This window comes from Vibrio sp. SCSIO 43136 (assembly GCF_023716565.1).
Classification (GTDB): domain Bacteria; phylum Pseudomonadota; class Gammaproteobacteria; order Enterobacterales; family Vibrionaceae; genus Vibrio.
The window spans coordinates 1,284,925-1,303,450 of sequence record NZ_CP071849.1 but is presented as its reverse complement, the minus strand read 5'-3'; the positions used below and the strand labels follow the sequence as shown (position 1 = coordinate 1,303,450).

Sequence of the window (18,526 nt, the reverse complement as noted above, 5' to 3'; positions counted from 1 at the left end):
CAAAAAAGCACCAAAGCCTTCTATTTCATAAGTCATTGAAAAATATAAGTTTAATCCTGGGGTGATGAGTGATGTTAATCTTTATTTTGTTTGTTAAGTAATTGATTTTTAAGTTTTTATGTTTGTTTTTTGAATGTGAAGATGTATGTTTGTGATCACTTTATCTTTTTATATAAATCTAGATTGATTGACGGGATTTTACCGCCTAGTATCCAAACCAAAAGAAAGCGCTTTCTTTTTGGGTTTACTGTCGGAAGTTAGCGCACTTTAAAAAAAGAGGTAGCAAAAGAGTTGTTTGCTACTTAGGGGTTACAACCATAAAAATTAAGGACAACGTGATGAATAACAAAGCAAAACTTACCCTTGCCTTTTGCGCTGCTGCCGTCGCTGCTGGCGTCAATGCAGAGACAATTAAGCAGGGGGGAAAGCTTAATGTACCTATCATCAATACTGGTTTTGTAGAGAACTTTAACCCATACACTACGAAAGATTTGCTACATGGCATCATGTTTGAACCTTTGATGGTGTTCAACAATATGACTGGCGACACTAACTACCGTTTAGCGGAGTCAGCAAGTTACTCCGATGATTTGAAAACTATCACGGTAAAGCTGAAACCAAACTTGAAATGGTCTGATGGCTCGAAACTTACCGCAGAAGATGTGGTGTACAGTTTTGAACTAACGCGTGATTACCCTGCATTTGACCAAAAGGGGATTTGGTCAGGTAAGAATCTTGCGTCAATCACTGCGACAGATGATCGCACTATCGAATTCTCACTTAACGAAGCGGATTCAACTTTTGTTTGGAATCTAGAGCGTTACCATATTGTACCTAAGCACATTTGGTCTAAAGCAAAAGACCTGAACACATTTACTAACCCGAATCCTGTGGGTAGCGGCCCAATGACCACAGTGAGCTACCTCAAGCCTCAACAAATGGAGCTTTGTCGTAACCCAAATTATTACCTAGAAGGTCGCCCTTACCTAGATTGTGTGACTTTGCGTTCATACAACGACAACTCTCAGCTACAGCCAGCATTGATCAAAGGCGAGATCGATTGGGGTTCAAACTTCATCGCAGATGTTGAAAACACTTTTGTTGGTGCTGATCCGAAAAATAATCACTTCTGGTACCCAGCTAACGATGCCATTCACCTATATGTGAACACCAAAGAAGCGCCATTTGATGATTTACGCGTGCGCCAAGCACTGTCGATGGCACTCGATCGCGATGCAATCGTCGATATCGCAGCGTACGGCTACCCAACAGCCAACTTTAACGCTGGTGGTATTGGTGAGCTTTACAAAACCTCTATCAACCAAGACATCTCAGCTAAGTACAAAGGTCTAACGGCGTACGACCCTGAGAAAGCCAAAGCACTGCTTGATGAGGCTGGCATTGTTGACCGCAACAACGATGGTTTCCGTGATACACCAGATGGCAAAACAGTAGAGTTTGATATCGAGGTGGTTAACGGCTGGACGGATTGGATTCAAGTGGTTCAGATGGCAACAGAGTTCTTTGCTGATGTCGGTATCCAAGCCAACGTGAAAACGGTTGACTGGGCGGTTTACGATAAGAACCTAAAAGACAGCAACTACAAGATGTCGATCAACTGGTCGATGGTAGCGACTAACCCAATTCTTGCGTATCAAGAATACTTTGAAACGTCTCGAATCGGTAAAACTTGGCACGCAGGCCACGGTGTTCACTCCGAGGCGATCGATAAACTCATCAAGAGCTTTGGTAAAACCGGTGATGCGAAAAAGCAGCAAGCCATCCTAGATGAGCTTCAAGATTTCACAGCGCAAAACCTGCCATTCATTCCACTGTTCTCGAACCCTACTTGGTTCCAATACAACAGCAGTAAGATTGCAGGTTGGCCAAGTGAGAAAGACCCATACGTTCAGCCAGTTTGGTACGACGGTGGCAAGCGAGTGATCATTCTAAACAACCTTCATCTTAAGTAAGTAACGTCACAGCCACCCTCGTAAGTTGTGGGGGTGGCTGAGTAAGGATTCGTTATGTCGTTTATTTTTCGCCGGTTTGGCTTTTATTTTACTGCGTTCTTAATCGCAATTTCTTTTAACTTCATGTTGCCACGTTTGATGCCGGGTGACCCTGTTGATGCTCTGTTTGCCGCTAGCAAAGGTCAGATGGACAGCTCACAGCTAGATGCGGTACGTGAAATGTATGGCTTCATGGATGGCAACATCTTTGAGCAATACCTTGCCTACATGAAAAGTGTGTTCACGTTAGACCTTGGTCCTTCGGTACTTATGTACCCGGTTAACGTGTCTGATGTCATTGGTATGGCGCTACCTTGGACTATGTTCCTAGCGCTGGGCTCACTGATTGTGGCGTTAATCATTGGTGTCAGCATCGGTACTTACGCATCGTATCGACGTGAAGGCTTTTTTGGTCAATTCGTTCCGCCACTGCTCGCCTTTGTCAGTAACTTCCCTTACATCGTGACGGCGCTGCTTCTGTTCTACATCTTTGGTTTGAAGCTGGATATGTTGCCGCTGGCATACACCTATGACCCTGCTCTTGACCCAGGATTCACGTGGGAGTTCATCGCAAGTGTCGCTAAACACGCTGTGTTGCCTATGGGGTCGATGATCATTGTCGGCATTGCCACTTGGGTGTTTAACATGCGTAACGCAATGATCAACGTGTTGGGTGAAGATTACGTGACCATGGCAGAAGCCAAAGGACTAAGTAGCTACAAAGTTATGTCTCGTTACGCTGGTCGAAATGCCATCTTGCCAGTAGCAACAGCAATTGCGATGGCGATCGGTTTCTCTTTTGCAGGCTCAATTATGACCGAGGTGGTGTTTAACTACCAAGGGCTGGGCAATGTTTTGCTAAAAGGCATCGGTGCACGTGATTACCCACTGATCCAAGCCATTTTGCTCATCCTTGTGACGGCAGTGCTAACAGCTAACTTTATCGCTGACCTGCTTTACGTGTGGCTTGACCCACGAATTTCCAATTGAGGTGATGTATGGAAAAAACACTCAACCCAGCCATTGAAGCGCAGCCGAATAAAATGAGTAAAAAATTAAAACAGATCTGGTCAAAGCTATACGCCTTCTTTTACGGAAACCCGCCGGCAATTATTGGTGGCTTTCTTATGACCGTGGTGCTTGTTGGTGCGCTAGCCGCCCCATTGCTGGCTACACATAACCCAGAAAAGCGTGTTGCTCGTGCTCACGTTGCCCCAAATGCAGAACATATTATGGGCACGACCCGAAGTGGGCGTGATGTCTACAGCCAAGTACTGCATGGTGCGCAGAAGTCTCTGACGGTTGCAATCAGTGCTGGTGCCATCGCAATGACGCTTGCAGTGATTGTTGGTGTCTCTGCGGGCTATTTCGGCGGTAAGATTGATGAGCGTTTGAACTTTCTAACCAACGTATTTCTGGTCTTCCCGCAACTCCCCTTGTTGATTGTACTCGCCGCTTTCTTAGGGCAGGTGGGGTCACTGGTGATCACCTTGCTACTCGGTTTCACCTCTTGGCCGTGGGGCGCTCGTGTCATTCGCTCCCAGACCATGGCGATCCGCAGTAAAGAGTTCATCATCTCTGCTGAAGTGATGGGTGAGTCCAAGTGGCGCATCATTCTGGTTGAGATCCTACCGAATCTAGTTTCGATTGTGTTTGGTGGCTTCCTAGGGGCGGTGCTTTATGCCATGGGCGCTGAGGCAGGCTTAGGTATTCTGGGCCTTGGTGATGCCACTGAAGTGAGCTGGGGCTCAATGCTTTACTGGGCTCAGACATCTTCGGCACTGTATACCGGTGCATGGTGGGAGATGATTGTTCCAGCGGCTGCACTTGCTATTACTGGTGGCGCACTGGCACTTATTAATATGTCGATTGACCAAGTGAGTAACCCGAAACTTCGTACTGGCCCACACATGAAGCTGTGGCGTCAATTAAAGAAACAAGCTGATAAACGCCGAGGTCTAGCATGAGTACTAAAGCAAACAAACCTTTGTTAGAAATCAACAACCTTTGCGTGGATTACGTTTCACCTAATGGTGTCGCTCGTGCGGTGAACAATGTTTCTTTAACCATAGGTGAAGGGGAAACCTTGGGCATTGCTGGAGAGTCGGGTTGTGGAAAGAGCACACTGGCCTTTGCGATTGCTCGCTTACATAAAGCCCCAGCACTCATCTCGGAAGGTGAGATCCTCTACAAAGGGGAAGACGTGCTGAAAATGAACGACCGTAAGCTACGAAAGTTTCGCTGGGATGAAGTCTCGGTGGTATTTCAAAGTGCGATGAACTCGTTAAACCCTGTGATCACTATTGGTGAACAGCTGACCGATGTCATCATCGCTCACAAAAACATTCCATATAAAGAAGCGGCAGAACGTGCAGTTGAGTTACTGGGCATTGTCGGTATTCATGGCGACCGTATGGCAAGTTTTCCACATCAATTGAGTGGTGGTATGCGTCAGCGTGTTGTGATTGCGATAGCTCTCGCACTAGAGCCAAAACTCATCATCATGGATGAGCCAACGACGGCGCTGGATGTGGTAGTAGAGCGTGAAATTCTCAACGAGCTTTATGATCTGAAAACTCGTTTCGGCTTTTCAATTTTGTTCATCAGCCACGACTTGAGCTTAATGGGCGAGATTGCTGACCGCATTGGTGTGATGTACGCAGGTAACCTGATTGAGCTGGGTGAAGCGCAGCAAGTGTTTGGTGACCCACAACATCCGTACACCAAAGGCTTGGTGGCATCATTCCCAACCATTCATGGCCCTAAAGAGCGTTTATACGGTATCCCTGGTAACCCAGTGAACCTGCTGGATATTCCACAGGGGTGTAATTTCCAAGCCCGTTGTGATCAGTGTTTTGCTAAATGTAGCCAACAAGAGCCAGCACTGAAGTTTACAGCCAACCGTCAGGTGTCTTGTCACCTAGTTGAAGGAGAAATGGCATGATCGCAGAGAAAGAAGTGGTACTTTCGGTCAAGAATCTGGTGAAGGACTTTGCCATCGGTCAGTCATCTAAAGGCAACTTGATGCGTGCCGTTAACGATGTCTCATTTGATTTGAAAAAGGGTGAAGCGTTAGCCATCGTTGGTGAGTCTGGCTCGGGCAAAAGTACTGGTGCTCGTATCCTGACCCGTATCTACGACAAAACGGCAGGCGCAGTAGAGTTTAAAGGTCAGCCGTTAGATAACTACATTGAGCAAAATGGCGAGCTTGAATATGCCCGTCAGGTACAGATGATTTTCCAAGACCCATTTGGTTCTTTAAATCCGGTGCATACGATTTACCATCATATCGCTCGTCCGCTACTCATTCATAAGCGTGCTGAAAAAGCAGCTGTGCCGAAGTTGGTGTATGAGCTACTGGAATTAGTAGGCTTGTCTCCTGTTAAGGAAACGGCTGAAAAATACCCGCACGAACTGAGCGGCGGTCAACGTCAGCGAGTGGCGATTGCTCGTGCGATTGCTGTTGATCCAGAAGTTATTTTGGCAGATGAGCCAATTTCTATGCTCGATGTTTCGGTGCGTTTAGGCATCCTAAACTTGATGGCTGACCTTAAAGATAAGCATGGCATCTCATTTATGTACATCACCCACGATATTGCCACGGCACGCTATTTTGCGGAGAAAACCGCAGTCATGTATGTCGGTCATATGGTTGAGTGGGGCGAGAGCGATAGCGTGACGCAAAATCCTCAGCATCCATACTCGCAGTTGCTTTTATCTGCTGTCCCTGAAGTGGGCAATGCAGGGCGACGTGAGTTGGCAGTGAAAAAAGGTGAGATCCCAATGTGGCGTCCTGACAGCCAAGGTTGTCCATTTGCGACTCGTTGTCCGAAGGCCAGCGAACAGTGCTTTAACACGATGCCAACGACGACTCAGATCTCTGAGCAACATTTTGCTCGCTGTCATCATCTGTAATCAGTAATCAGTAATCAATAAATAAATTTTAGCGCTTTCTAAATAGACTCATGAGCGATCACGCTCCATTTTTTAAAGCAAACAAGAAAGCGCTTTCTTGAGGTTTCAATCATGCAAAATCAACAATCTATCTCGGGTGAGTTCGTCAATTTAGCCAACGAGCGCTATTACAAGATCTCAAACGTCGACCAAATGGCCCCATTCTTTATTAGTGTGGTTTCATCTAGCGACCATTGGCTATTTGTTTCTTCGACGGGTTGCCTATCTGCTGGACGTATTCGACCTGAAAATGCGCTATTTCCGTACCGCTCAGTAGACCATATTCATGAAAGTGCTGACAACACGGGTCCTAGAACCTTGGTTCGTGTCTCGACTGAGTCAGGCCAAGCTTTGTGGCAACCTTTCAACCCTCATCTAGAAGGTCAGTATGCTATCGAGCGTCACCTGTATAAAAACACTATCGGTGACAAGCTTCTGTTTGAAGAAGTGAACCATGACCTTCAGATTGCATTTCGTTACAGCTGGGCAACCAGTGAAGAGTTTGGCTTTATCCGCCGCAGTGAAATTATCAACTTATCAGATCAAGAGAAAACCATTGAACTGATTGATGGTGTTCAAAACCTGCTTCCATCAGGAGCGCCATTGGCCGCGCTACAAACCCGAAGCGCATTGGTGGATGCTTATAAGTGGAATGAAATTGTAGATAAAGGGCCAATCGCACTTTACTCAATGTATGCGATGTTAAGTGATCGTGCAGCGCCAGCGGAATCACTAAGAACTACGACCGCATTTAGCCTAGACAATGATGATCGCAATATCTTATTGAGTTCTGCTCAGCTACGTACTTTTGTTCAAGGACAAGAAATTACCCCTGAGACCCTCACCAAAGGGGCTCGTGGTGCTTACCTTATCCATAAATCGATCACACTTAAGGCTAAAGAGATCAACCATTGGTATATAGTGGCAGATATCGACAAGTCTCACGCCGACGTTAGTCGTATGACACTAACAAAGTGCTCTGAGTTGGATCTAGAACGCAGCATCACAGACAATCATAACCAGCTTAAACACCTGATGTCAGGTGCAGACGCATGGCAGTTAACTGAGCAAGAAAATACCTGTGTTCACCACTATGCGAACGTACTGTTTAATAATATGCGTGGTGGTGTATTTGCCGATGGTTACCAACTTGAAAAGCACGACGTTGTTGCCACATTTGAAGCGACTAACTGCGCTGTGGTGAGCCGTAATCAAGCTTTCATTGAGCAATTGCCAGAAAAGTTCTCACACACCGAACTGGTCGCCAAAGCAAAAGAGGTGGGTGATGAGCAACTGATCCGCCTGTGTTACGAGTATCTTCCACTTACCTTTGGCCGTCGTCATGGTGACCCAAGTCGTCCTTGGAACCATTACGAAATTAAGGTGAAAAATGAACGTGGCGAACCTCTGCTTTCTTACCAAGGCAACTGGCGCGATATCTTCCAGAACTGGGAAGCCAGTGCCCTAAGTTATCCGCATTACCTAACGGCGTTTATTGCCAAGTTCACCAATGCTTCAACGGCAGATGGTTACAACCCTTATCGCATTACTAAGCAAGGCATTGATTGGGAAATCTTGGATCTTGATGACCCATGGAGCAACATTGGTTACTGGGGTGATCACCAGATCATCTACTTGCTTAAGTTCTTGGAGCTGGCAAATCGCTACCAGCAAAGTGAGCTAATTGAGCTGCTCAGCCGTGAGTGTTTTAGCTACGCAAACGTGCCTTATGAATTGTGTGACGAAGTTGCCCTGTTTGAAAACCCGAAAGATACCGTGGGCTTTGATACCGAGCTTCAAGAGCGTATTGAGCAGCAAGTGAAAGAGCTTGGCAGTGATGGTCGATTGATGCTGGATGAAAACGGTGAGGTTTACCAAGTGAACCTGACGGAGAAAATCCTAGTTCCACTGCTGGCTAAGATGAGCAACTTCATTCTCGATGGCGGCATTTGGCTAAACACCCAGCGCCCAGAATGGAACGACGCCAATAATGCGATTGTGGGTAACGGCTTATCTATGGTGACGCTATATTACATTCGTCGCTACCTTGCCTTTATGCAGGAGCTACTGTGCAAAGCCCCAGCCAACCTAGACCTGTCGGTGGAGATCGTTGAGTGGCTACAATCGACGGTTCAAATCTTGGAAGCGGCTGGCAAAGAGATCCGCCAGAAGACAGTAACGCGCCAAACACGTCGTGCGCTAGTGACTCAACTGGCTAAAGCTGGTGCTGACTACCGCAGTAAACTATACAGAACTCGCCAGTTCAGCGGCAAAACCCAAGTAGACCTTGGCGCTTTGCATAAGCTGGTGGAAGTTAGCCTAGTTGTTGTGGATGAGACCATCAGCAATAACTTGCGAGAAGATGGGCTGTTTAACGCTTATAACATCCTTAACTACTCGTCTGAAAACTTAGAAGTGAGCGAGCTGTACCCAATGCTTGAAGGGCAGGTCGCAGTGCTGAGCTCTGGCGTGCTGACGCCAAAACAAGCGGTGCAATTGCTTGAAAACTTGTTTGCTAGCGAGATGTACCGAGAAGACCAACACAGCTTCATGCTCTACCCAGACCGAGAGCTAAGCCGTTTTGTCGAGAAGAACCAAATTCCGGCAGACCTTGTCTCGAACAATGAATGGCTACAGCGCATGCTGGCTCGTGATGATCAACGTATTATCAACTTGGATTTGCACGGAAATTATCACTTCCACCCAGATTTTGATAACGCAGATGCCCTTAAGAGTGTGATGGCTCAGGTGGAGCAAGACTATTCTGAAGTTAGCAACGAGGACCGCAGTCAGTTGCTTGCAACTTATGAAGAGGTCTTTAATCACAAACAGTTCACTGGTCGCTCTGGCACCATGTTTGGCTATGAAGGGTTAGGCTGTATCTACTGGCACATGGTATCTAAGCTGCTACTGGCAGTTCAAGAGAACTACCAAGCGTCGTTTGAGTTAAACCCAACTAGCTCAGAAACGAAGCGTTTAGCGGAGTTTTACTACCAAGTACGTGATGGCATTGGCTTCAATAAAACGCCTGAAAACTACGGTGCTTTCCCAACCGACCCATACTCGCACACACCAAAACAGGCGGGTGCACAGCAGCCAGGTATGACAGGTCAAGTAAAAGAAGAGGTGATCACTCGCTTTGGTGAGCTGGGCATAGGGGTGAAAGATGGAGTCATTACCGTGATGCCAACCCTGCTCAAAAAAGAAGAGTTCTTGAGCCAATCAGCAATGTTCAATTTCGAGAACTTGCACGGTAAGCCACAAGGTGTCTGGGTCAACAGCGATGAATTAGCCTTCACCTACTGCCAAGTACCATTTGTTTACCAGCTAACTGATAGCGAGAGTCAGTCTATCGCTGTGAAACTGGCAGACGGTAGCCTAGAAGAGCGCAAAGGACAGGAGTTACCTCACTCCTTGAGCCAGATGATTTTTGCTCGCAGTGGCGATGTGGTTGAAGTTAGAGTGAAAGTACCGGTTAGTACGGTAATGTAAGTGTGGAAGGGCTGATGACTTATCAGCCCTTTTTTCTATTTAGCAAATTAGTCCTGACTATCGCCCGCTAGTTGCTAGTATTAAAGTTGTAAAACCCTTTTTATAAACTAGGTTGCAGCGCTAAAGCCGTTTTGCCGGAGAAGATATGCATCGACTGATTAACACTTTGATTTGTTGCCTGCTGCTGGCGTTTTCGTCAGCTACTCTTGCTGCAAGTGAGTTGGCAGACAAGCGAGTTTTACTGCTTTTTTCTTATCATCCTAGTTTTCCATCTAGCCCAAAAGTTTTAAATGGGGTTGATCTCGCCTTTGGTGAAGATTCGCCAGTGATCGACATTGAGTATATGGATAGCAAAAGACTCAATGACAGCCAAAGCCAGCAAAATTTCCTTGCCATGTTTGGCTATAAGTTGAGTAAACGTAGTCCCTATGATGTGGTCATGACTGCTGACGACAATGCACTTCATTTTGCGCTAGAGCACCGTGCCTCTTTATTCCCCAATACACCAGTGGTGTTTCTTGGAGTAAATAATCTCCAGTTGGCTGCTAGCCTCGAAGCTACCCCTTGGATAACTGGCGTGGTTGAGGCCGCTTCTTTCGCTGAGACGATTTCTCTTGCTAGCACTTTGATGCCAAAGCGCAACAACATACATGTGGTGGTTGATGATCGTGTTAGTGGTCAGTCCGATTTAGCCACTGTTCAGTCGCTGTATGAGCAGTTTCCAATGCTTAAGTTTCACGAATTACCGCTCGCTGACCTCACTTGGCAGGAGTTCGCTAATAATCTAAACAGGCTGGGTGAGAATGATGCTCTATTACTGCTGTCGGCATTCCAAGATAGCCTCAAGGTTGAAAAGTCATTTTATGAAGCTCTCGCACTTATGGTTAACGGTACTGACGTGCCTATCTTGCATACTTGGGAACACGGCATCGGAGAAGGTGTCTTGGGCGGAGTGACGGTAAGTCACCTCGAACAGGGTCGGCAAGCGGCATTGATGGTAAAAACAATCCTGTCTGGTACCTCACCTGCCAATATCCCGATCATGGATAAAAGCCCTAATGTGCCGACATTCGATTATCGAGAACTTGAGCGCTACCAACTGAGTCAAAGCGTATTACCACCAAATTCGCTGGTGTTATTTGAACCTCAGTCTTTTATGCGCACCTACTTGATGGAACTTAGTGCTGTCGCCCTAGTATTTACCATATTGGTGATATCGGCTCTCTATCTTGTGCGCAAGAACTATCTGATGAAGCAGTTGAGTAACAAGCTCAAAGAAAAGTCGAGCTTTTTGCGCTTGTTAATGGATACCCTGCCAGATCTTGTTTGGATTAAGGATCGAGATGGGGTTTACCTGACTTGCAATAAGCGCTTTGAAGAGTTTTTTGGTGCCACAGAAAGTGAAATCAAGGGCAAAACCGATTACGACTTCGTCGATAAAGAACTGGCGGACTTTTTCCGTGAAAAAGATCTGCTGGCGATGGAAGCTGGTGGCTTGTCTGTCAATGAAGAGACCATCTCTTTTAGCTCTGATGGCCATCAAGAAGTACTTGAGACCGTCAAATCCCCGGTTTATGAAAAGCACTCAAACCAACTGTTAGGTGTGTTAGGCGTTGGACGAGATATTACCGAGCGTAAACGTTCAGAAGACAGGCTACGCCTATCTGCTAGCGTGTTTGAAAGCAGTGCGGAAGGGGTAGTGATAACAAATGCGGACACCGAAATCGTTGAAATCAACAAGGCATTCACTGAGCTTACTGGCTATAGCAGAAAAGATGTCATCGGACGAACACCAAAAATGTTTCAATCCGGTAAACATGACAAACCTTTTTATGCACAGATGTGGCAATCTATATTGGAGCAGGGTTCGTGGAGTGGTGAACTGATTAATCGTAAAAAAGATGGAGGTGAGCTATCGATTTGGCAAACCATATCTGCCGTAAAAGACAGCCACAATGTCACTACCCATTACGTTTCGGTGTTTTCTGATATCAGTGAATTGAAAGCTTCGCAGCAGGAAGCACAATACCTTGCATTTCATGATCCTCTTACCGATCTACCCAATCGCCGTATGATGAAAGAGTATCTCGCAGATCTTGTCGAATATGCCTCACTACACCACCAATCATTTACGGTGATGTACATGGATTTGGATAATTTCAAAAACGTTAACGATAGCTTTGGTCATCCAGAGGGGGACTCCTTGTTAACTGTTGTCTCCAAATACCTGTCTGATAAGTTGCGCGATGAAGACATTGTTGCCCGCATTGGCGGCGATGAGTTCGTATTAATTTTCCAAGATGTTAGTGAACTATCAAAGGCTGAGATGATAGCTGACAAGATACTGCACTTGTTGAGAGATCTAACGCCGTTGGAATCTCACGCCATTGGCGTCACTGCAAGTATCGGCGTGTGTATTTACCCGCAAGATGGAGACAATGTTGATGACCTGCTACGAAATGCAGATACAGCGATGTATCAGGCCAAAAACGCTGGCAAAAACACCTATCGATTCTACTCTCAAGAATCTACGACCTATGTGAAGGAAAGAACTGAGCTTGAAACTGATCTGAGAAACTCAGTACACCTTGAACAACTCTTGCTGCACTATCAGCCGCAGTTCCACCTCAGTACCCATCAAGTCACTGGTATCGAGGCACTGGTGCGTTGGAATCATCCAATCCACGGCATGATTGGCCCTGACAAGTTTATACCGATTGCTGAAGAGTCGGGTTTTATTGATGAACTGGGCGAGTGGGTGCTAAATGCCGCTTTAGCTCAAGCCAAGGTATGGTTAGATATGGGAGTGGACTTTGGTAAGGTTGCAGTTAATCTATCGACAAAACAGCTAGAGAAAATTGATTTAATCCAAGTGGTTAAGTTAGCACTTACTCGCTCACAGTTTCCTGCAGAAAAGCTCACTCTTGAAGTTACCGAGTCGAGTATTATGGAAAATAAAGCATCCGCTGTTTCCATTTTGACTACGTTGGAATCTTGGGGCATTGAAATAGCCATTGACGATTTTGGGACGGGGTACTCGTCCTTGAGTTACCTCAAGCAATTACCGATTCAAAAATTGAAGCTGGATAAATCTTTTATTTTCGGTATTCCACAAGACTCCGATGCAATGGTCATTTGTAAAACCGTGATGGCCTTGGGCGATAGTTTGAAAGTACGAGTTATTGCTGAAGGGGTAGAGAGCTTAGAGCAAGCCAAATTTTTAACTCAAATTGGCTGCCAAGAAGTGCAAGGTTTTTATTACAGCAGGCCACTCACGGTTGAGCAATTTGAAGCGGATTATTGTCAGCCAGAAGAGAAAAAGGCTTGATAGATAAAACAAAGCCCTCATAAGGAGGGCTTAAGTATCATTACTGTTGCTTGTCTAGCTGCTCTTTGGCTGCTTCTACTTTGGATAAGTCTAGACCGAGCTCTTCGACAGCTTCTTTGATCAGTACTGGGTTAGCCATGACCTGTCCCATCAGCGCTTGAAGCTTATCTTGCGGCAGACCCAGTTGGCTGATTGTCGCCATTGCCGCTAGAGGGTTTTGGGTCAATACTTCGAAGATTTCATGGATCTTTTCATCACTGATGTTGTTCTCTTTAAGCAGAGCAATAATCGGGTTCATTGTTTTTCCTTTGTTTTCTCTCAATGAAATTGCTTGCTAGTCTAACACCCTCAATGCGCAGTGGGTATAGCCAGATACTCCCGTAGCTTATTGAGTTTTAGCGAGCGACAGTGGCTGGCTTGAAAAGCTATGTAAAACTAGAGCTTCTTTACTGGTATCGATAAAAACCGAAGCAACAACGGTTTGATCATTGACTATCCAATTTTCGTGTTGATGGCTATTGAGTGATACTGCGATTTGATTGATCTTGCCCTCAAGTAAGTGAGATGGAATGTGTAGGCTTTGTGCGTAAAGTCGCATTACCCTCTTCCCATTGATGAATAGATGAGCATGCCCTTGCAACACAGAAGCGCACTCAATCTCTGATTCTGGTGGTCCTAGTGCATAGTTACTGAGCTGTAAGTTCACGTTGACTCCATCCACTGCGTCGCGAGTAACGGATACCGCTATCTGAGGGACGGGCATATCACCAATCTCTTTAGCGGCATGCTGATGAACTTCTGCGCTGTGAACCCAAAAAGAGCAAGTCCATACTAAGCTCACTATGAAGCGTAATAAGTCTTTCATTATGAACGCCCCGGTGGACCACTTGGCCCGCTATTGCCAGATCTACACCTAGCTAAAGCGTTAGAGTCAAGTTCGCCTGCAAAACGAGTTCCTACAATGTATGGAAAAGCGGGAACGAGCTTGCCATTGATCTCTTCGACCGTGACATGATAGTGATAACCACGTTCTTGATCATAGTGACCATTATATTGATCAAGATAAGCCCCACCTTGGTCGGTCAGGTCGCTATTCCAATAAAAATCTTGCATATAATAGCCGTTATAGGCGATCAGAGAGTTTCCTGAAAGTGTCGTGACTGTATCACTAAAATCTGGCCCAGAACTGACGGTTTGTGTGCCTTTGGATGGGTCGAACTGGTCAATTAGAACGCAGCTTCGATTGCCATCAGAACATCCGGTTTCAGATGAGTTGTAGTCTCTCACCACCCAAGCACTTTTGGCGTAAACACCGGATGATTCCATAGGCCCGTAAATAGGAAAGCCATCGGCGGCATAGCCATAGAGTGGAGAATGACCATCAAAATTGTCCCCTACCATGTTGGCTAGGCAACTAGAGTAGAAATGGTGATGATAATCGCTATTGGCAGCATGGCCACCACAGATATCGACATCGTATTGCTCAGCGACAGGGGCTAAGTTGTACCAAACACCCCCATTGTTGTAACTTTGACCATCTCCCCAGTTGTAAACCGATGTGCCATTGACCCATAGACCGACTTGTCCAAGTCCCGTATCGCACTCACTGCTGGTGGCGACAGGGGATTTAGGTAAGTAACCTGTGCGAGTACTGTCGCTTGGGCATTCGGGTCCCGGCGGCCAATAACCATATCCGTAATTTACGCTGCAATTGTTGTTGCTTACAAAACCGATGTCTTCTCCAAACTCCACGGTATCACCGACTTGTACGTTAGTTGCACCGTTTACAAAGTCAGAATTGGCTCTTGGGCGTTGGTTTAAACTGTCTACCATTTCTTGTGTCATGGTGACTTGATAGTCAGGGACACCATCGGAGGTGACGATTGTGTAGTTTGCGTTTTCAGAGACACTTTGAACATTGACTTCGACCCCAAGACCACTGCTGCTATCTAAGATGTGAATTGATCGTTGACCTTCGCCATTGACTAGCCAAACTGTGTCTGTGTCTGTGTCTGTGTCTGTGTCTGTGTCTGTGTCTGTGTCTGTGTCTGTGTCTGTGTCTGTGTCTGTGTCTGTGTCGACTTCTACACTCACTCCGGTGGAGCTTTCGGAACTAGAACCGCCACAGCCAAGCAGAGCAACAGATGCAAAAACTAAGGCGATGTATAACCGCAAAGGATTGCTTGTAGTGGCATGGTTGAGCTGCGACATGATTCCTTTCCCTATCAACTTGTTTGTACTTTTAATCTTAGGGAAGCTAACTGAGGGAAATGTGAGTTAATTATGGAGATTGAGAACGTAACTAAGTTGCTAAACTGGCATGCTTAAATAGAGAAAACAGTGTTAATCTCTTTTCATCGCTCAAGAATATGGAGAGAAAAATGATTCGGGAGATGACGCTTGACGATTTCAAATCTTTTTGGCCGACATTTACAACCGTAGTGCAAGCGCAACAGACTTATGCATTTGACCCAGAGATGACCTTTGAGCAAGCGTACGCTCTATGGTGTGAGGCGACGTTAAAAACCTTTGTTTTTATCCAAGATGGTAACGTCTTAGGTAGCTATTACATCAAGCCCAATGGTATGGGGCCTAGTGCCCATATTTGCAATTGCGGTTATATGGTTTCAGAACAAGCTAGAGGAAAAGGGGTTGCTCGGCAGCTTTGTGTGCACTCGCAATCTCAGGCGCTAGCACTAGGTTTTAAGGCGATGCAGTTTAATAGCGTTGTCTCAACCAATACGGTCGCTGTGGAACTATGGAAACGGCTGGGCTTTAGTGTGGTAGGCCAAGTGCCAAACGCATACAAGCACGCTCAATTAGGCTATGTGGACACTTTGGTCATGTATAAATGGCTTGAGCGTGAGTAATAGGGAACAGCTATGACTCTAGTTATCCGAGAGTATCAACCACAAGACAGCGATGCCCTGTGGAACATCTACTTCCACACCATACGTACGATTAATCGTAAAGATTACTCTCAAGCGCAAGTTGAAGCGTGGGTGCCCGAAGGCTTTGAGCGTGCTATCTGGTGCAACAAGTTGGCCAAAATACGCCCTTTTGTCATCACCAATACCAAGGGCTGGGTGTTGGCAGAGCACTGATGTCACACATCTTTGCGCTAGCTAAGAAGCAGCGCTTTATCAGGCTCTATTCTGAAGTGAGCATCACAGCTCGTCCGTTTTACGAGAGATTTGGTTTTGAAGTGGTGGGAGAGCAACGAGTAGAGGTGCGTGGTGAAAGGTTAAAGAACTTCGTAATGGAAAAACGGATCTAAAAAGCGCCGAGATACGGCGCTTTCTTTTTGCAGTGCAAGTATTATTTACACAGTGCGATCATAGCCTTGAGCGGTTTTTTATCTTCGCTCAACTGTATAGACCAAACGTACTTGCCATCTTGTGGGATAGCAACTTTTGTATCTGCACCGTAACCGCCAGTTCGTAGCGTATTTTCTTGACCTACCATGAGCTTCTTACCACCAGCAGTGAATTGCGGCGCCCAACTTGAAGCGGCGAACTGTAAGCTGACATTACCAGCTTTTTCCTCGATAACTGCTTGGTAGATACCGTCACCCTTGTATGACATTACTCGGCTATCTTTATGTTGCCAATCGGCATCAGGAAATGAGCCAACAACATACAGTTTTGCAGATACTGGCCCTTCCTTAGTGGAATCTGCGATGGTGCAGTCACTAAAGCGAGCATCAGCAGGTGCTGCGGCAACAGGTTCAGCTACGACAGCTTCAGTCGCAGAATCATCCGTGCTTGCACAACCAGTAACTAGGGCAGCAAATAAAGTAGAGGCGATCAGTTTGTATTTCATATTCAAACCTATATAGATGGTAGATAAAAGAGTCGTGTTTGGCTCGAATAGTTTGGAACACGGTGAACTGCCTTTGCCAAGGTCCTAACTAATCTTGCCCCTTCAGATTACCAAGCTTTCTCCCTTCATTTTCCCCTTCAATTTATAGATGTTAATAGTGGTCACTGTTTGTACGGCTTAGTCTTATTGAGTTTTGACTTTGTTTAAGTTTTGTAGGTCTACAAAAAGTGACTCAGGTGTTGGGAGGACTTCTCCTAAGTGCTAATGGCTTAAGTTCCATTTAAATGACAAAAGGATCAAATAATGTGATCAAAAACGTAAGCAAGCGCTTTCTTTGTGATCTAAGGTGCGTTTTGCCAGCATTTTAGTGTGTAACCTAGCTCTACCCCAACAAGCAACGGCCGAAATTGAGTCTATTACTATACTTATTGCTCAATTTTAGACTTCTTTGCGAGTGCTCTCTATTGCTGTTGGGAATTTTTATATACATAAAAGAAAGCGCTTTCTTTGGCGTTATTTCCAATAAAACATGGAGTTATTATGAAACTGTCTAAGCTAACCCTTGCGTTTTTAGCTGCTTCTGCAGGAATGGCCTCTTTACCAACATTCGCTGAAAAATCAGATGGATTTGAGTTCCACGGATATTTCCGAGCGGGTGCTCTTTACAGCAAAAATGATGATTTTAAACGTTCAAAGTTCCCAGCATCTAAAGAGCGTCTTGGTCGTTTGGGTATCGAATCAGATAACCATTTTGAACTTGCGCTACAGAAAAACTTTGAAAATGATGACGGCCAGAAAATTCGCATTAAAACTCGCGTTGGTGCGGACAATGCTCAGTCAGAAGGTGAAAACCAACTTGGTCTAAATGCAGATGCGGCAAACAGTAGCATTGGTATGGTGGAAACTTTCGTTGAGTTTGAAGGCGTGACGGAAACAGGCGTACTGTGGGGTGGTAAGCGTTTCTACGGTAAAGATAACTACATCTTCATGACCGACTTCTTTTACACCGACATGTCAGGTACTGGTGTGGGTATCGAAGGTGTCGAAATTGGTGACAATAAGTGGGATTTTGCTTACGTAGCCAGTGATAACGCTGAAGGTGGCTTCTGGGGTACAGATACGAACAACCCAATGCACGCATTCCACGTGGGCGTTAACTTTGGCAGCGTCGAGCTTCACACAATGGGTAAGTACTTACCTGATAACTACGTTGATGGTGTGAAATATGCCTCTGACGGTATCGAAGCAACGGCTATCGTGAACACGGATTCGGTATTCGGTTTATCCGATAAAGGCTTCACCAAATACATCGCACAGGTGGGTAAAGGTCTAGGTTCGGGTCAGTTGCTTGGCGGTACAATCACCACTTACAACGCTTGGAAACCAGGTAACGGTGCTCTTGAAGGACCAAGCAAGATGAAAAAAGTTGAGAGTGGTGATGTGTCAACTCGTGCTTTAGTCTGGGGTGGTTACTTCTTTGAAAATGGTGTGAGCATTTTCCACTCTATCCAAGGTCAACATAACAACCTAGACGCAGGTGGTAAGGACAGCTGGGCATCGGCAATGATCCGTCCAAGCTTCCCAATTTCACAAAACTTCTTCATCGCAACTGAAGCGGGCTACCAATACAACAAGTGGGAAGATGCTGCGGGTGTCGGTGACGACCAGACAAACTACAAACTTACTCTTGCACCAACAGTGATTGTTCCATCAGGTTTTGGTCCAGCTCCTGAAATTCGTTTCTTGGCGACATACCTAGATGGTTCAGCTCGTGACAAAGCGGATCTACTGGTAGGTATTCAAGCAGATATGTGGTGGTAATCACCAACTTGGACTGAGCTAAGGGTGGAGGACACTTAGCTCGGTTAATCACTGCTTTTAAGAGTTTTGAGCAACATGCGAATGGAATTACGGGGGA

General features: G+C 45.8%; 13 protein-coding genes and 1 pseudogene. 10 read left to right on the top strand and 4 right to left on the bottom strand.

From position 1 onward, the window contains the following. Positions 1 to 338: 338 nt before the first annotated feature. From J4N39_RS20765 to J4N39_RS20735, 7 genes are all read left to right on the top strand, one after another. Positions 339 to 1,973 carry an ABC transporter substrate-binding protein gene (locus J4N39_RS20765; RefSeq protein WP_252024527.1) on the top strand — a complete coding sequence of 545 codons (1,635 nt, stop codon included), beginning with the start codon at positions 339 to 341 and terminating at the stop codon, positions 1,971 to 1,973. Between the two features lie 54 nt (positions 1,974 to 2,027). Further along, the gene (locus J4N39_RS20760; RefSeq protein ID WP_252024526.1) at positions 2,028 to 3,002 is read left to right on the top strand and encodes an ABC transporter permease; all 975 of its coding nucleotides are present in this window, start codon (positions 2,028 to 2,030) and stop codon (positions 3,000 to 3,002) included. Between the two features lie 8 nt (positions 3,003 to 3,010). After that, positions 3,011 to 3,979, top strand: coding sequence for an ABC transporter permease (locus J4N39_RS20755; protein ID WP_252024525.1), 969 nt, complete (start codon positions 3,011 to 3,013; stop codon positions 3,977 to 3,979). Beyond that, entirely contained in the window at positions 3,976 to 4,956 is a 981-nt protein-coding gene (locus J4N39_RS20750) for an ABC transporter ATP-binding protein (protein WP_252024524.1), read from the top strand. Before J4N39_RS20755 ends, J4N39_RS20750 begins: the two co-directional genes overlap by 4 nt. Continuing rightward, positions 4,953 to 5,927, top strand: a complete 975-nt coding sequence (locus J4N39_RS20745; RefSeq protein WP_252024523.1) for an ABC transporter ATP-binding protein — start codon at positions 4,953 to 4,955, stop codon at positions 5,925 to 5,927. Before J4N39_RS20750 ends, J4N39_RS20745 begins: the two co-directional genes overlap by 4 nt. Positions 5,928 to 6,038: 111 nt before the next feature. Beyond that, complete coding sequence (locus J4N39_RS20740) at positions 6,039 to 9,458, top strand: 1,3-beta-D-glucan phosphorylase, GH149 family (protein ID WP_252024522.1); 3,420 nt, start codon at positions 6,039 to 6,041, stop codon at positions 9,456 to 9,458. A gap of 145 nt (positions 9,459 to 9,603) precedes the next feature. Continuing rightward, entirely contained in the window at positions 9,604 to 12,786 is a 3,183-nt protein-coding gene (locus J4N39_RS20735; protein WP_252024520.1) for an ABC transporter substrate binding protein, read from the top strand. 40 nt (positions 12,787 to 12,826) lie between these two features. Here the strand turns inward: J4N39_RS20735 and J4N39_RS20730 are convergent, their stop codons facing one another. The 3 genes from J4N39_RS20730 to J4N39_RS20720 form a co-directional block, all read right to left on the bottom strand. Further along, positions 12,827 to 13,084: a DUF2999 family protein gene (locus J4N39_RS20730; protein WP_252024519.1), complete on the bottom strand. Its 258-nt coding sequence runs from the start codon at positions 13,082 to 13,084 to the stop codon at positions 12,827 to 12,829. A gap of 87 nt (positions 13,085 to 13,171) precedes the next feature. Continuing rightward, positions 13,172 to 13,651 (bottom strand): hypothetical protein, encoded by a 480-nt coding sequence (locus tag J4N39_RS20725; protein WP_252024518.1) that lies wholly within the window; start codon positions 13,649 to 13,651, stop codon positions 13,172 to 13,174. Continuing rightward, positions 13,651 to 14,997, bottom strand: coding sequence for a YHYH protein (locus J4N39_RS20720; RefSeq protein ID WP_252024517.1), 1,347 nt, complete (start codon positions 14,995 to 14,997; stop codon positions 13,651 to 13,653). Before J4N39_RS20720 ends, J4N39_RS20725 begins: the two co-directional genes overlap by 1 nt. Positions 14,998 to 15,167: 170 nt before the next feature. On the opposite strand from J4N39_RS20720, the gene J4N39_RS20715 reads away from it, so the two are divergent. Together J4N39_RS20715 and J4N39_RS20710 are read left to right on the top strand one after the other, a co-directional pair. Continuing rightward, entirely contained in the window at positions 15,168 to 15,656 is a 489-nt protein-coding gene (locus J4N39_RS20715; RefSeq protein WP_252024516.1) for a GNAT family N-acetyltransferase, read from the top strand. Between the two features lie 12 nt (positions 15,657 to 15,668). Further along, positions 15,669 to 16,063, top strand: a pseudogene (locus J4N39_RS20710) (GNAT family N-acetyltransferase). 41 nt (positions 16,064 to 16,104) lie between these two features. Here the strand turns inward: J4N39_RS20710 and J4N39_RS20705 are convergent. After that, positions 16,105 to 16,608 carry an early set domain-containing protein gene (locus tag J4N39_RS20705; RefSeq protein ID WP_252024515.1) on the bottom strand — a complete coding sequence of 168 codons (504 nt, stop codon included), beginning with the start codon at positions 16,606 to 16,608 and terminating at the stop codon, positions 16,105 to 16,107. A gap of 540 nt (positions 16,609 to 17,148) precedes the next feature. Here J4N39_RS20705 and J4N39_RS20700 point away from each other — a divergent pair. After that, positions 17,149 to 18,429 carry a carbohydrate porin gene (locus J4N39_RS20700; RefSeq protein WP_252024514.1) on the top strand — a complete coding sequence of 427 codons (1,281 nt, stop codon included), beginning with the start codon at positions 17,149 to 17,151 and terminating at the stop codon, positions 18,427 to 18,429. The last annotated feature ends 97 nt before the right edge of the window (positions 18,430 to 18,526 follow it).